This is a genomic window from Paenibacillus sp. FSL M7-0420 (genome assembly GCF_038002345.1).
GTDB lineage: Bacteria > Bacillota > Bacilli > Paenibacillales > Paenibacillaceae > Paenibacillus_AQ.
The window spans coordinates 2,152,833-2,167,363 of record NZ_JBBOCJ010000001.1 but is presented as its reverse complement, the minus strand read 5'-3'; the positions used below and the strand labels follow the sequence as shown (position 1 = coordinate 2,167,363).

Annotated in this window: 11 protein-coding genes and 1 tRNA gene; 4 read left to right on the top strand and 8 right to left on the bottom strand. The window is 54.2% G+C overall.

Features of this window, described 5'->3' with window-relative positions:
• Positions 1–96: 96 nt before the first annotated feature.
• The gene (locus tag MKX51_RS09115; protein WP_340942145.1) at positions 97–1,338 is read right to left on the bottom strand and encodes an RICIN domain-containing protein; all 1,242 of its coding nucleotides are present in this window, start codon (positions 1,336–1,338) and stop codon (positions 97–99) included.
• A gap of 308 nt (positions 1,339–1,646) precedes the next feature.
• Positions 1,647–2,294, bottom strand: coding sequence for a hypothetical protein (locus tag MKX51_RS09110; protein ID WP_340942146.1), 648 nt, complete (start codon positions 2,292–2,294; stop codon positions 1,647–1,649).
• A gap of 174 nt (positions 2,295–2,468) precedes the next feature.
• Between MKX51_RS09110 and MKX51_RS09105 the strand changes: the two genes are divergently transcribed.
• A complete protein-coding gene (locus MKX51_RS09105) occupies positions 2,469–3,356 on the top strand; it encodes a fructose bisphosphate aldolase (protein ID WP_340992120.1) in 888 nt (295 codons plus the stop codon).
• Between the two features lie 103 nt (positions 3,357–3,459).
• On the opposite strand, the gene MKX51_RS09100 is transcribed toward MKX51_RS09105, so the two are convergent.
• The 3 genes from MKX51_RS09100 to MKX51_RS09090 form a co-directional block, all read right to left on the bottom strand.
• Complete coding sequence (locus tag MKX51_RS09100; protein WP_340992119.1) at positions 3,460–4,509, bottom strand: Atu2307/SP_0267 family LLM class monooxygenase; 1,050 nt, start codon at positions 4,507–4,509, stop codon at positions 3,460–3,462.
• A gap of 161 nt (positions 4,510–4,670) precedes the next feature.
• Positions 4,671–7,601 carry an insulinase family protein gene (locus MKX51_RS09095; RefSeq protein WP_340992118.1) on the bottom strand — a complete coding sequence of 977 codons (2,931 nt, stop codon included), beginning with the start codon at positions 7,599–7,601 and terminating at the stop codon, positions 4,671–4,673.
• Between the two features lie 131 nt (positions 7,602–7,732).
• The gene (locus MKX51_RS09090) at positions 7,733–8,098 is read right to left on the bottom strand and encodes a DUF4180 domain-containing protein (RefSeq protein WP_340992117.1); all 366 of its coding nucleotides are present in this window, start codon (positions 8,096–8,098) and stop codon (positions 7,733–7,735) included.
• A gap of 99 nt (positions 8,099–8,197) precedes the next feature.
• Here MKX51_RS09090 and MKX51_RS09085 point away from each other — a divergent pair, with 99 nt between their 5' ends.
• Positions 8,198–8,551, top strand: coding sequence for a VOC family protein (locus tag MKX51_RS09085; protein WP_340992116.1), 354 nt, complete (start codon positions 8,198–8,200; stop codon positions 8,549–8,551).
• 92 nt (positions 8,552–8,643) lie between these two features.
• On the opposite strand, the gene MKX51_RS09080 is transcribed toward MKX51_RS09085, so the two are convergent.
• The 3 genes from MKX51_RS09080 to MKX51_RS09070 all read right to left on the bottom strand — a co-directional run bounded on the left by MKX51_RS09080 (position 8,644) and on the right by MKX51_RS09070 (position 12,295).
• A complete protein-coding gene (locus MKX51_RS09080) occupies positions 8,644–10,311 on the bottom strand; it encodes a DUF6138 family protein (protein WP_340995571.1) in 1,668 nt (555 codons plus the stop codon).
• Between the two features lie 458 nt (positions 10,312–10,769).
• A tRNA-Lys gene (locus MKX51_RS09075) sits at positions 10,770–10,842 on the bottom strand.
• A 145-nt stretch (positions 10,843–10,987) separates the two neighbouring features.
• Positions 10,988–12,295, bottom strand: a complete 1,308-nt coding sequence (locus tag MKX51_RS09070) for an APC family permease (protein WP_340992115.1) — start codon at positions 12,293–12,295, stop codon at positions 10,988–10,990.
• Between the two features lie 220 nt (positions 12,296–12,515).
• Here MKX51_RS09070 and MKX51_RS09065 point away from each other — a divergent pair, with 220 nt between their 5' ends.
• Both MKX51_RS09065 and MKX51_RS09060 read left to right on the top strand, forming a co-directional pair.
• The gene (locus MKX51_RS09065; protein WP_340992114.1) at positions 12,516–13,709 is read left to right on the top strand and encodes a serine hydrolase domain-containing protein; all 1,194 of its coding nucleotides are present in this window, start codon (positions 12,516–12,518) and stop codon (positions 13,707–13,709) included.
• Positions 13,709–14,527, top strand: a complete 819-nt coding sequence (locus MKX51_RS09060) for an ABC transporter permease (protein WP_340992113.1) — start codon at positions 13,709–13,711, stop codon at positions 14,525–14,527. Before MKX51_RS09065 ends, MKX51_RS09060 begins: the two co-directional genes overlap by 1 nt.
• Positions 14,528–14,531: the final 4 nt, after the last annotated feature.

Below are 14,531 nucleotides of genomic sequence, written 5' to 3'. Positions count from 1 at the left end.
TTGCCGCAAACAGCAGGAAGCCCCGCCCAGCCGACAGGCTTGCGGGGCTTCTCCCTTTCTTAAGCCCTTTTGCAGCAGTATAAGCGTTCCACTGCCCTAATTAATCTTGGTCAGCTGCCACTTCTGCGCATCGGTTCCGTTATCTGTCCATTGCTGCACGACCGCTCCGTCTGCGGTAGAGGAGTTCGAGACATCCATAGCCAGCCCGCTGGCTTTGGAGATCAGCTTGTAATATCCGCCGCCCACATCGACGATGCTCCACCGCTGGGCGTTGCTGCCGTTGTCATTCGCCTGCTGAAGCTGGACTCCGCTTGCCGTGGAGGCATTCGGCACATCCAGCAGTTTGCCGCTATGCATCGCTGTAAGCTTGTAGAAGCCGTCTCCTGTGCTCTCCACTCTGAATTGCTGATTGGCTGCGGTATAATTGGTCCACTGATGCAGCTTCGCTCCGTCTGCCGTAGACACATCCTTCACATCCACTACCTTGCCGCTTGCCTTGTTCATTAAGGTGTAGACCCCGCCGCTGACAATGCCGGTCGAAGGCGCACCCGCCTGATACACCCGTACATAATCCACAAGCATCTGCGCCGGGAAGGGGGTGGAGCTGTTCGGAGCGCCCGGCCAGTTACCGCCTACCGCGAGGTTCAGCAGCAGGAAGAACGGCTTCTGGAATTCCTCCGTATTGCCGGTTCCGTTCTCAATATAGAATTCATTGAACTGGTTGCCGTCGACGAACCATCTGATGTACTTCGAATCCCATTCCACACTGTATACATGGTATTGGGAGAAGTCCAGATTACCGGATACCCTTCCGAATTCGGCATGGCCGCCTGCATCCCAGTGCACCGTACCGTTGACAGCAGCGTTATTATTTACCCGCTCCATAATATCGATCTCTCCGCAGGCCGGCCAGCCGGGCGGGGTGTTGATATTGGAGCCGAGCATCCAGAACGCAGGCCATAATCCTTGGCCTGAGGGCAACTTGATTCTGGCTTCGATTTTGCCATAGGTGAAATTCTTGAGTCCCTGTGTCTTAATCCGTGCCGAGGTATAATTCATGCCTTCATAGGATTCTTTCTGCGCCGTGATGACCAAGTTCCCGCCGGTTACCTTCAGGTTCTGTGAACGGTTCGTATAGTATTGCAGTTCATTGTTGCCCCAGCCGCCGCTGCCTGTGCCCGTCTCAGCCGTCCAGTTGGCGGTGTTCAGCGAGGAGCCGTCGAACTCATCGCTCCAGGCCAGATTCCAGGTTGCTGCGCTTGCACTCCCCGCAGGGACCAGTGCGATTAATAACGTGAACAGCATGAACAAGCTTAAGACTTTACCTCTTCTAACCATCTTTGTCCTCCTCTTTTGCCTTTCAAAATTGCCAGCCTTATTTCAATGCACGCGTACGTTCGTGCAGTTGAAACCTTACCCAACCGGTTTCGGATATGGATATTGGCAGCGCCTTCTTCTGCTACATCCCATATATATCGTTTTTGCTTCCCGGAAGAACCAGAAATTTGACAATTCAGCGAACCCGGCGGAAAAGGAAGGGCCGGCCTTTCGGAAGACACTGCCTCATCAAGCCCAGCCACAGCAAAAAACCGCTCTCCAACGGAGGCGGTTCATGCTTTTGCAAAGATAATACCTTGATTGCCGTACTACTCGAGTCCGTGCTCTTCGCGGATCTTGTACATCCCTTGCACGAGCAGCTCCGAAGGATCACGGTTAAGCTGCAGATGGGTCAGTAACAGATGGAGCGGGATAGCGCATACGTTATTTCCGTCCGTAATTGCAGGGAAGCCTGCTTCAAAGACCGGTCCATGCTCCTCGTTCCAGGCCAGTCCGGCATGCACCTGCTCCGGTGCGAACTCCTCCGTTACAGCGGCGATACACATCGGAACCAGCACATTATCGACAGCGGCCTTGGCTTCCTCTTCACTGGCGAGCGGCTTAGGCATGGAGTTGCCTCCCTTGGTCTTCATCAGCTCGTGGAAGAAAGAGGCCATCCAGATCTCCGGACTGTTGCCGGACTGGAACCGGGCAGCCAGCTCACGAAGGAAGAAGCCGCAGTAATAATCAGCGTTATCTTTATCCTTCACACGGAATACATATACCGGGCCGTAGTTGTCCAGGTTCAGCACCTGTCCTTCCACATCGCTGAAGCTCATTTTGAGCGCTACAATGCCGTTATGAAAAACAGCCTTGAGCAGCTCATTCCAGTTCTCTTCGGTCATGGCCTGCTCGGCAGCTTCCGCCTCACCGTTGACCGGCTCATTCGTGGTCTCATTGGTTGTTTCGTTTGTCATAATTAAATTCACCCCACTTTCTATCATACCATCCTATTGAAGAAGGTAACATACCATATCTCTCAACTCAAATGGAAAGCTCTGCCGGACCCGCATGTATGTCCTTATGTGCAAGTGCTATACTAGACAGGGTACACTAACCATCTCATTTTGCAGAAGGGAATGAACCTAACCATGAATACTGAACAATTGGACCGGATTCACACTGGCCAAGGCTTTATAGCTGCTCTGGATCAGAGCGGAGGAAGCACCCCCAAAGCGCTGCTGCAATACGGTATTAAAGAAGACCGTTATTCCGGAGACGAAGAGATGTACACCATGGTTCACAGCATGAGAACACGCATTATTCAGAGTCCTGCCTTTACAGGCGAGCATATTCTCGGTGCAATTCTATTCGAGAACACGATGGACCGCCTCATAGACGGGCAATATACCGCCGATTACCTGTGGGAGCAGAAAGGCGTTGTGCCTTTTCTCAAAATTGACCAGGGACTGGCCGCTCCTCAGCACGGAGTCCAGCTCATGAAGCCTATTCCGGCCCTCGATGATCTGCTGAAGCGGGCAGTCAGCAAGCATATCTTCGGCACCAAAATGCGCTCCGTGATCCATGAGGCGAACCCGGAGGGTATCCGGCAGGTAGTGGAACAGCAGTTCGAGCTGGCCAAGCAGATCGCCGCCTTCGGACTCGTTCCGATTATTGAACCGGAAGTAGACATCCTCAGTAAGGACAAGCAGGCGTCAGAGCAATTGCTGAAGCGTGAACTGGCCGCCCGCTTGTCTGAGCTGGCAGATGGCGTGAAGGTCATGCTCAAGCTGTCGATCCCGACGGAGGATAATTTATACAGCGAGCTCGCCGCAGATCCCCATGTGGTTCGGATCGTAGCCCTCTCAGGAGGGTATACCCAGGCTGAAGCCAACGAGAAGCTGGCCCGGCAGCATGGAGTGATTGCCAGCTTCTCCCGCGCTTTGTCCCAGGGTCTCAGCGATCAGCAGACGGAAGATGAATTTAACAGCACCCTCGCTGCGTCGATCCAGGCCATCTATGAGGCTTCGATTACTTAAGCCCTCTGGCTGCCTGTTCTCTGGTTTCATAGATTTGCAGACTTAAGCCCCCGGGCCATAAGGCACGGGGGCTGTTCACTGTTGTCTAAGCTCGTAACGGCAGTTAGGCTTCCTTCAACCGCTTAATTCCCTCCCGCACTCTAGGCGCTACCTCTGTCCCGAAGAGACGGATGGCCTGTATTACCTGGGCATGCGGCATGGAGCCGTGCGGGACATGTAGCAGGAAGCGGGTGATCCCTACATGCTCGTAGAGGTGGATGATTTTGCGGGCAACTGTGTCCGGGTCACCCACATATAGAGCACCGTCAAAGCTGCGGGCAGCATCGTAATCCGCACGTTGATACGAAGGCAGTCCTTTCTCCACCGCCCGGATATTCGTCCGCGCATGTGTGGACGGGAAGAAGCCCTCTACCGCAAGCTCCTCCGTCTCCGCAACATAACCATGAGAGTGTGAGGCAATCGGAAGCTTGGACACATCATGACCGGCCTTGGCCGCTGCTTCCTTGTAGAGCCGTACATGCATGGCATAATCTGAAGGGTTCACATTGCCTATAATCGCCAGGGCAAAGGGTAGTCCCAGGGTACCCGCACGTACCGCAGACTCCGGAGTTCCCGCACTCGCAATCCATACCGGCAGCGGATTCTGCTCCGGGCGCGGATAGATCTCCAGATTCGTTATAGCCGGACGGTGCTTGCCGCTCCAGTTCACCTTGCCGGGCTCACGCAGCTTGAGCAGCAGGTCCAGCTTCTCGTCAAATAGCTCTTCGTAGTCCTTCAGATCATAGCCGAATAGAGGAAACGACTCGGTGAACGAGCCCCGGCCCACCATAATCTCGGCACGGCCGCCCGATATTCCGTCCAATGTCGCGAAATCCTGAAATACCCGCACCGGATCGGCTGAGGACAGAATCATGACCGCACTGGTCAGGCGGATGCGGGTCGTCAGCGGTACAGCGGCCGCCATCAGCACAGCAGGCGATGAAGCTGCAAAATCAGGCCGGTGATGCTCACCCACGCCGTATACATCCAGTCCCACCTGATCCGCAAGCACGATCTCCTCTACCACTTCGCGCAGCCGCTCCGCATGGCTTAGCGTCACTCCGGTATTCACATCAGGTGTTGTCTCGACAAAGGTGCTTATTCCAAGTTCCACGTATTGTTCCTCCTAGAAGTCAGTAATCTTTATATTCTAAAACTAAATAGGTGAATATTCAAAGAAATTATCAAGCCACAGCAAACAGGGTGCCCCGGCTGTGTCAACAGCTCCTGAGGCACCCAATTGTGTGTTAGCTGGTTAATCGCAGCCGCTTCCGCTTATTTCACCAGCTCCTCCAGACTGCCAAAGGCACCGGAAGCTGATTTCAGCTTGGATTCGCCTCCGACCACACAGAAGTAATTCTGCTGCGTTACCGCCCTAAGCAGACCCGCATAGCTTCTCATATCCCCAGCTGTGGCCGACAGGATTTCATTACGCTCCTGCTGAAGGTCTTCCGCCGTAATCTGCTCGAAATAATGCCGGTCCGCCTGACGGCCTTGCGCGCCGGGGCTAAGCGGTTGGTCAAGCATAGCCAGAGTCCCGATAATTGCCCTCTCCATCTCCGCTTCATCTGCCGAATATTCTCCGGCAAACTGAGAGGCCCGGTCATAGATCTCCAGCGTCTCCAGCAGGTTCGGGTCGCGGTAGGAAGTGAACAGGATTACCCCGTCGCGGCGCAGGAGCAGATTGCCGCCATACGCACCGCCCTTGACCCGGACCGTATTCCACAGGTAGGTCAGGCTGAGGATCTTCTTGAGCACCTGGAGCTTGCCGGAATAGGCGAAGCCCAACTTCTTGTAGTCATAACCTTTGACTACATACTGCACCTGGCTCGCGGACATGAAGCCTTCGTTGACCGCCTGCCCCTGTGCTGATAAGAGCGGCTGGGAGTCTACTACCCGTCTGCTCAGGTCCAGCTCCTTCACATGTGCGGCGAATTCTGCATACGAATCCGCCGTACCAGTGAGCGAGAGCGTCAGATTCTGCGTATTGAACAACAGCCCGCAGATTTCCTTCAAGGTATCCGCAAGTCCCTCAGCCTGCTGGTCAATGGTGCGGGCAAGCTCCTTGATGAAGCGGTAATACGCCACGCCGCTAAGCTGCTCTTCGTACATCCCCCGATCCGAGAAATAGGACAGCACCCGGCTGGCTGCAATCTCATTGCCCTTCTGGGTCAGCATCGCTTCCATCCCGGAGGCTTCCCGGCGGACAATCTCCTGCAGCTTGGACAGGTTATCCAGATTGCTGCCGTAGAGCAGCTCATGCAGCAGCTTCAGAGAACCGCCGATGTTGCCCTGCATGACCTTGATCCGCGCGCTGAACTTGGCCTGATAGCTTCCTTGCGCAGACTTCCCGGCTCCGAACACCTCATTCTGAAAACGGATGCCCCCGGTCGTGATCCCGATCTCACTGGTCAGCTCCTCGATACTGTAGGCTTCCGTCTCCAGCTGTCCAAGCACTCTCGCCAGCAGCTCCAGATAAGGAATCTGCTGCGCGGCAAGCACGTTGGTGTCCCAGTACAGCTTGATATAGGCGATGGCCCCGGCAGCCACTTCATGATGGAGCACCTTAATCCCGTCCAGCGCAACCTCCACTGTGGGTACCCCGGCCGGGGCAACAGGGTTAATATCCTGCAAGGTCAGCTTCGGCAGCTTCTCCAGCTCCTCTGCGGGGTCTGGAGTGTTCTGCCGGGCCAGCAGCTTCTGCGTGCTAAGCACCAGCTCATCCAGCTGTGCCGGGGCCAAAGACGCTTTGTATGACGCCAGACGGCTGCGGACCGCCGCATCCTTTTCCCCCGCCAGAGTCTGAGAGGGCTGGAGGACAACGACACTGCAGTGGTTACTGTTCAGCAGGTAGGTCTCAATCAGCCGCTCGAAATACCGCTCGCCACTTTGCTCACGGATCGCCGTAATCGCTGCTTCATACTCCAGATACGTGGACGGCAAGCCGTCATACAGCCAGGCCTTCATCACTTCCAGGTTGTAGGTGAGCCCCTTCGGATATTGGCTGAAATCGGCTTCCCGCAGTTCAAATTCCTTGCTGTTCACCGCAGCCAGCACCAGCTTCTCATCCAGTCCTTCCGCCGCCAGGCGGCTTAAGGTAGCTCTGACGAGATTCACGAATTCTTCCTTGGCACCGGGGTTGGAATGCGTCAAGGCAATACCCAGCATAGGCTGAGCCATGCTATCCGAATAAAAGGCAACCACATCCTTGCCAAGGCCGCTCTCCAGCAGCGCTTGCTTCAGCGGGGCGGCATTGCTGTCCATCAGCATGCTTTTCAGAATGGCAAAGGCCAGATTCAGCTCCCGGTCCACAGAGGTGCCCATTACATAATTCAGGCTCAAGTATGTCTTGTCGGCAGCCGTTTCCGTCTCCAGAATGGGATACTCCGCCGTAAGCTGGGTCATGCCGGTCGGTGCCTGTAGTGCAATCGAAGTATCCATAGCCTTGCGGGTATAGCGGCTGAGGTATTCCTCATGGATAAACTGCAGCCGTGCCTCGATATTCAGATCGCCATAGAGATAGAAATAACTGTTCGAGGGGTGATAATAATTCCGGTGCGCCTCCAGAAACTGCTCATAGGTCAAGGCAGGGATATGCTGCGGATCACCGCCGGAGGAGTGACGGTAGATCGTACCCGGGTAGAGCGATTTTTTGATCCGGTCAATCAGCACCGTCACCGGCGAGGAGTACGAGCCCTTCATCTCATTGTAGACGACGCCCTTGTAGATCAGCTCATCCCCGGAGTGCGGGAGCTCATAATGCCAGCCCTCCTGCTCGAAGATCTCCGGCTGACTGTAAATATTCGGCTGAAAGACGCTGTCGAGATAGACCTCCATCAGATTGGCAAAATCCTGGTCATTCTGGCTGGCTACCGGATACATCGTTTTGTCGCCAAAGGTAAAAGCGTTCAGGAACGTCTTCATCGAGCCCTTCAGCAGCTCCACGAACGGTTCCTTCACCGGGAATTTGCCGGAGCCGCAGAGGACCGAATGCTCCAGAATATGAAACACTCCCGTGCTGTCCGCAGGCGGAGTCCGGAACGTGACACTGAACACCTTATTGTCATCCTGATTCTGTACATAGAGCAGCCGTGCGCCGCTCTGCTGATGCTCCAGCGTGTATACGGAGGATTCGATTTCCCGTATGTACTCCTTGCGTATGACTTCAAACCCGGAATAAACTTCACCTGCTATTAAGCTGCTCATAACTTTTCCCTCCTTGGTTCAGGGCTGCCCTGATTCCATGAGCTTATCATATCCGGGGTTTCCGGTTCCAGTATGAGCTGCATAGAGGACCAGGCTAACGTTGCAGCCCTTAGCTCTAACGCTGCGAGAATCTAGACCCGGATGAGCCGCTCAACCGCCTGCTGCTCATCCGCTACGAAAAATATATCCTTCCCCTGGTTGCATTCATAGATAAAATCACGCAGACTGCGGCTGGTATAGCCACTGAAGTCCCCGACTATTGCAGCCTTCACCTGATAATTAATGAACTTCTGCAGAATCTCACCGGCCAGCCGAGTCTTGAGGTCGAAGAACTCCTCGCTCAGCAACGCCTTATGGATCACAATCCGGTCGCAGTCCGTCTCATAGCGGACCGTTGCCATAAGATCCAGTGCGCTCTGGACATCCCCCACCACGGCCTCGTTGCCGCTCACTACAGCGATGATCGTGCCTCCAGCTTCTATAGTTGTTATGTTCATGGTTATAACCTCCTGATCGAATATGTTAAAATATGCGGATAGCTTATCTTAGCAGCAATTGAAATATACAACAAAGGATGGATCATGATGGAGCTCACGATGAATTGGATTACACTCAGGGTACGCAATCTGGAGGCTTCCCTTGATTTCTATCACAGAATTCTAGGGCTTCCGGTGGAGCGCAGATTCGAGAGCAGAGGGAAGCAGATCGTCATGCTGGGGATAGAGGGGCAGCCCAAGCTTGAGTTGATAGAAGGAAGTGACCCGCCAGTGAAGCCGGAGTGCGGAGTGTCTGTAGGGTTCGAGGTCAGGTCGCTGGACGAGGCTATGGCGGAGCTTAGCAAGGAAGGAATCCCGGTAGCCCGCGGCCCCATCGCGCCGAATCCCAGCCTGCGCTTCTTCTACATTCTGGACCCCGACGGCTTCGAGGTCCAGCTTGCGGAGCATATGTAGCGGCGTTCGGATGGGATAAAGTAACGTACGGACGTGGAGAAGCGGGTGTGTACTTAAAGTCGTGTCGTCATCATCCTTCTCCTCTGCTCTGATTATTGTTGGTTCACTGCATCGCGCACCCGCGCGAAGCCTTCCGTAAGCTCGCCTTTTGCCGCTTTCGCTTTCTTCTCCAGCTTCGCTGTGCTTCCCCAGACCAATTCGACAATATGACGGGCCTCGTACGGCTCAAGGGTTGCCAGAATCCCGGCGAGCGCGTGCAGATTGCTTGCTGTTTCAAATGCCGGTCCATGCTTGGTGAACTTGCCATCCTCGCAGGCGAGCAGACAAGCCGTTATCGTCGGCAGGCTGGCTTCATCAACACCGAACCGGTGGATAAAAGCCGCAGTGAAGGCCGCTTGCACCGATTGATGCTCACTGTCTACCACCTTCATATATTCCTGTACCAGCGGATAATAGCGCGGGTCCGTTAGCCCAAGGCCAAACACAGCATAGGTGCCGGGCATACAATTTTTCTCCCCCTCGGTATCCTCATACCACTCAAATTCGACCATCGCCAGCCTTGCGTATGCCTCAAGCTTGGGATGCAGTTCCTCGTATTGCAACGCGTTGGCAAAAAAACGGTGTGTTTGCGATTTGGCCAGACCGGGAACGTCCACTGCCTGCTTAACCGAAGATTTCAGCTTGATTTGGTAGCTGCGGAAGAATCCCAGCGTGTGCAGGTTCGAGATATAATCCAGCCCTTTGCCGTAGCTGTCCGCACACTCTTCTTTGATGCGAATGGTGATCGTGGAGAACACATCATGTGCCTGGCACTCAAGCTGCTGATCCTTATAGTGAATTGCATCGGCAGGGAGCGTGCCGCTGCCCTCCTTGATCACCCGCGCCGCCTTCGCATAACCCAGTTCCTGCAAACGAGCCAGCAAATCGAGTCCTCTCTGCCGGCTGTAGTTCGGTTCGTATTTGATGATCAAGATGGCCGTTTGCAGCACAAGTTCCAGATGCTCTTGATCGATCGACGCCTTATCCACATCCGCTTTAAGCGTATATTCCACCACTCCCCACTTGGGCTTGATCCGATGATAATAGGCCGGCAGAAATTCTTCCTCTACCCACACGGTAAAAGCGCGGATAAAGTTGCCGCGGTGCTCCTTCAGCTTGGCCGGATTGTCCCGATTGCGTTCCATCACCAGCTCATAGATGCGCAACACAAAAGCGGAATTAAGCTCCGGGAACAGCAGCGGATCAACCAGGTGCTGCGCCAAAAAGAAGCTTTCCAGCGGATCGGTTGGGTAAGCATGATTCTCCAGCTTGGCGATATACGTTTGGATGCGCTCCAGCAGCAGACCGCGTTTGCGCTCATTAATCGTATGCAGAACCGGAAGAATCCCAAAATTATCAAGCTCAAGGCTTACCTGAAGATGATAATCTATCAGAGGATTGTCCGCATAGCCTTGCAGTATTCCACCAATTCCCTCCGCCAGCAACGGAATCAACACTGTCTCGGCTTGCTGCCGGGTAATGGGCGGGTCCGGCGGAGGGATGGGCCGTTCAAATTCCGGCGAGCCATAGTCGCTGATCCAGGTAGACAGCTTAAATTCCCCTTGCTCCACCTGCATATAAACCAAGTCATGGATGCCGGCCTGCAGCGAAGTGCGGTTAACCGCCTCCTGGATCGCTTTCCCCTTCTCCTCCTCACTCTCCTGCAGCCATTCCGCCACAGCAGCCATGATCTCCGCCGCTAATGTGTGAAGCTGATTCATTTCCGTCAATCCGTATCACCTCTTAAGGGTTATGTATGGTTTTGTACATTTTATCTATTACCCATCATCTTGGCTGCGACAAACGATATGAGGGAAATCAAGCCGTTTTTATATGAACATGCAATCAGTAATTTCGCGATTTTGAAAAAGTGACGCTAGGGGCTGGTTGGCTCTCGCTCCACAACCTGCTGAAGCAAGCAGGTGGAGGAACATAAAACGCAAAGGAGCGATCCACGAATAACGGAGAATCGCTCCTTTCTTACAATTTAAGCTTTTAAGATGGAGTACGGGATTTATTTCCACCCGTAGAGTATCTGCTTTTGCGACACCCCACATCCGCTCGCTTAGCCCGCGTTCGGGCGATTCAGGTGCACTTGTGTACCTCATCGGGCCACCATACCTGCGCGCCACTTATCCAAAACAGCAAAAAAACGGCATTTCTGCCGTTTCTTAAGGGATGGACTCTCAGGGGCTCGAACCCTGGACAAATAGATTAAGAGTCTACTGCTCTACCAACTGAGCTAAGAGTCCGTATGGTGTCTATGTATGATTCTTCTAGACGATGATCTCTAAGCTGACTGCGTCCGCTCAAAAGTACTTTCATAGTATACTTTTTTGAACGGTCGCTGTCAACTGTTTTATTAAAACTTTCTCACTCCTGGCTATGAACAGCTGTCTACACGCGATTCTTCCGCATCATCAGCACATACACGGGGAGTCCGGCCAGCGTGATGCCAATCCCTATAAGCGAGCGCAGCGGGTCACTGATGATCGTGCTCGCAAGAATATAGATGCCCCCTGCTACGCCAAGAATCGGGGTGAACGGATAGAGCGGCACACGGTAGCGGCCCTGCTCGCGCGGCAGCTTCCTGCGCAGAAGGAATACGCCGAACACGCCCATGGTGAAGAAGATCCACAGCACAAACACCAGCAGATCCGTCAGCGTATTGAAGGTTCCCGAGAAGATGTAGACTACCGCCAGCACACTCTGAAAAACAAGCGCATTCGCCGGTGTCTGGAACTTCGGATGAATGCTGCTCAGCACCCGCGAGAACGGAAGCTGTCCCCGCTCCCCCATTGCCTGCGGCACCCGTGCTGCGGTCATGAGATAACCATTCAGCGCTCCCAACACGGAGACGATAATGCCTGCCGTAATAAAGGCTCCGCCGCCGCTGCCGAACAGCGCTTCAGCCGCATCGGCTCCCGGAGTCGGGGACGACACAATCTGGTCATAGGGCAGCGCCTGGAACACCGCAATATTGAACAACACATATACGGCGATGACAAAAATAACACCGATCGAAATGACTTTCGGCAGCGTCCTGGCCGGGTCTTTGATCTCTCCCGCCATATTGGTCACGCTGATCCAGCCGTCATAGGCCCAGAGTGTGCCGAGCACCGCAGCCCCAAAGCCTGCACCCGCAGCCGCTGTACCGATGCCGCCGAAGCCGGGAGCCAGATCCGAGAACAGCCCGACGCCCACAATGCCCGCTACCGGAATCAGCTTCCCGACCGTGGCCACCGTCTGAATGATCCCGCCGAACTTCGTCGCGATGACATTCATCAGCAGGATAAAGGCCAGAATGCCTACTGCAAGCAGCTTTTGCTGCCATGCATTCAGCGTCAGGAAGTAACCGGAATAGGTTGCAAAAGCAATAGCCAGCGCCGCCACAGAAGCCGGATAGGAGATCACCGCCTGCACCCAGCCAAGCAGATATCCGAATACCCCGCCGTACAATTCACTTAAATAAGTATATAGGCCTCCCGACTTCGGTATGGCGGCTGCAATCTCCGCCACACTCAGCGCCGAAGCCAGGGTAATGATTCCTCCCGCGCCCCAGGCCAGAAGACTGAGCCATGGGCTACCGGCATTATTCAATACAATTCCGGGCTTCAAAAAAATCCCCGATCCGATAATCATCCCGACCACCAGGGCCAGGGCTTGCAGGAACGTAATACTTTTGGTTAACGGCTTTGTTGTCATGATGCGATTCATTGTCCTTCCGTTCTGTGAAATATTTATCATGCTTTTATTTCTCTATTTGTCCTGTTCACCCCTCTTTTTGAGCCGGAGAAATTGGTTATAAACCAAACTTCCCATTGTAACTAACACTATATGGAAGATATACTGAAGCCTGGGCGCATTTCCCTGGGCATAGCTGGTTCGCTCAGCGCCACTATCCTTCGAGGAGGCATATATCTTTATGCTGTACACTCCAGGCATTACCGACTGCTCACCGGCAGAGGTGAATTATGACGCTACAAGAATCGGGATATTGCATACCCACTTCCAGCAACTAATCGACGACCACAAGATTCAGGCTGCGGCGTACTGCGTATCCAGATACGGCAAGACGTTCATGCACGGCGCGATCGGTCCCCGTTCCTACCGTCAAGACCCTGCGGACCCGCTGCTGCCGACATCGGTTCATCAGATTGCTTCCATTACCAAAGCGGTTACCTCGGTAGCCATTGCCAAGCTCGTGGAGGACGGCATTCTCCGGTTTGACCTTCCCGTTGGTGCCTTTCTGGAACCGTTTAACGCAGATCCGTTCAATAAAATCGACATCTACAGCCTGCTGACTCATACCTCCGGCCTGTTCCCGGACTGCGCGGGCAGCATGATTCCTTATCATAAGTCATACTGGCAGCTGATTGGCGAATATTTCGACAAGTACAATCCGGAGGACGGGGAGCTAGACTGGATCACAGCTGCACTGAGCTGCGGGATCAACAAACCGGTCGGTGAGGAATGGCAATACTGCTCCTTCGGCTTCTGTATTCTTGGTGAGATCATTAAGAAGGTTACAGGCATGTCCGCTGAACAGTACATAGAGGAGCAGATCCTGAAGCCGCTTGGTATGAATGATACCCTGTGGGAGCCAACTCCCGAATTGGCGAAGCGCTTCATTATTAGAAATGAACGCAAAGAAAAGCAGCTCCATGACCTGATCGCGGAGAACCCTGCTGAAATTCCGCCGGGTGAGAAGCTGTGGGACAACGTATCCAGTACAGGGGGAGGACTCTCCTCTACCCCGGCCGACCTTATCCGCTTCGCCAATATGCTGCTCGGCATGGGTACCTTGGACGGCACCCGCATTGTGGGCCGTAAAGCCGTTGAGAAGCTCACCACCCGCACGCTCTATGGCACGCCTGATTACTGCTGGGGCAACAATGTCAAAGACCGGAGCTACGGCATCGGGCTGGATATGCGGAGAGGCCCTGCATTCCTCTATTCCGAGGGCAGTTATTTTCATGAAGGTGCCGGCGCCTGCTGTATGGTAATCGATCCGGTGGAGCAGCTCACCGCGGTATGGTTCGTGCCCTTCACGGATGATAACTGGCATGCGGAAGCCCTGTTCAATGTAACCAATGTGATCTGGTCAGGACTGATGTAATGAACCGTCTCAGGCATAACTGGCTCATATGCCGGGCCGTTGCAGAGGTTACCTACAAGGAATGGAGTGCCTACCGCACCCATTCCTTGGTCTCTGTTATTGTCGGCCCGGTGTATTTCATGGTGCAATATTTCATCTGGACCGCAGTCTATGGCGGGCAGACTACGCTCGGCGGGCTTGATCTCCAGCAGATGATCCGCTATTTCGGGGCCACGGCGCTGATCGGGTATCTGATTATGGATTTCGCCGACTGGAACCTGTCGATGCTGGTCCGCACCGGCAAATTCCTGACCTTCCATCTGCGTCCGGTGGATCACCGTTCCTTCGCCTTGTTCCAGAAGCTGGGGCACCGGATGCTTGGCTTCTTGTTTGAGTTCCTGCCGTGTCTCCTGATCTTTATCTTCGTCTTCGGGATCGATATGCGGCCGGCAAGCCTCCCGTGGACATTGGTGTCTGTGCTGCTTGCCTTTCTCATGAATTTCTATGTCAATTATACGATTGGCCTGACCTCCTTCTGGCTGGTGCAATCCGGCGGGATTCGCAGCGCCTTCCTGCTCGTGTCGGGTATTTTCTCGGGGGCGCTGATTCCGCTTGATTTCTTCCCGCACTGGCTTCAGGTCACCCAGCTGTTCCTGCCTTTTCAGTACATTGCTTATATGCCTGCCATGGTGTTCACCGGGCATTATTCACTTGGCGGTCTTGAGCTATCCCTTCCCGAAGCCGTAGGTATGCAGGCCGCTGCTGTGCTAGTGATGTTCGGCTGCAATGAGCTGGTCCGCCGCCGGGCCATGAAGCAGTTCACGGCGGTCGGCGCATGAATAC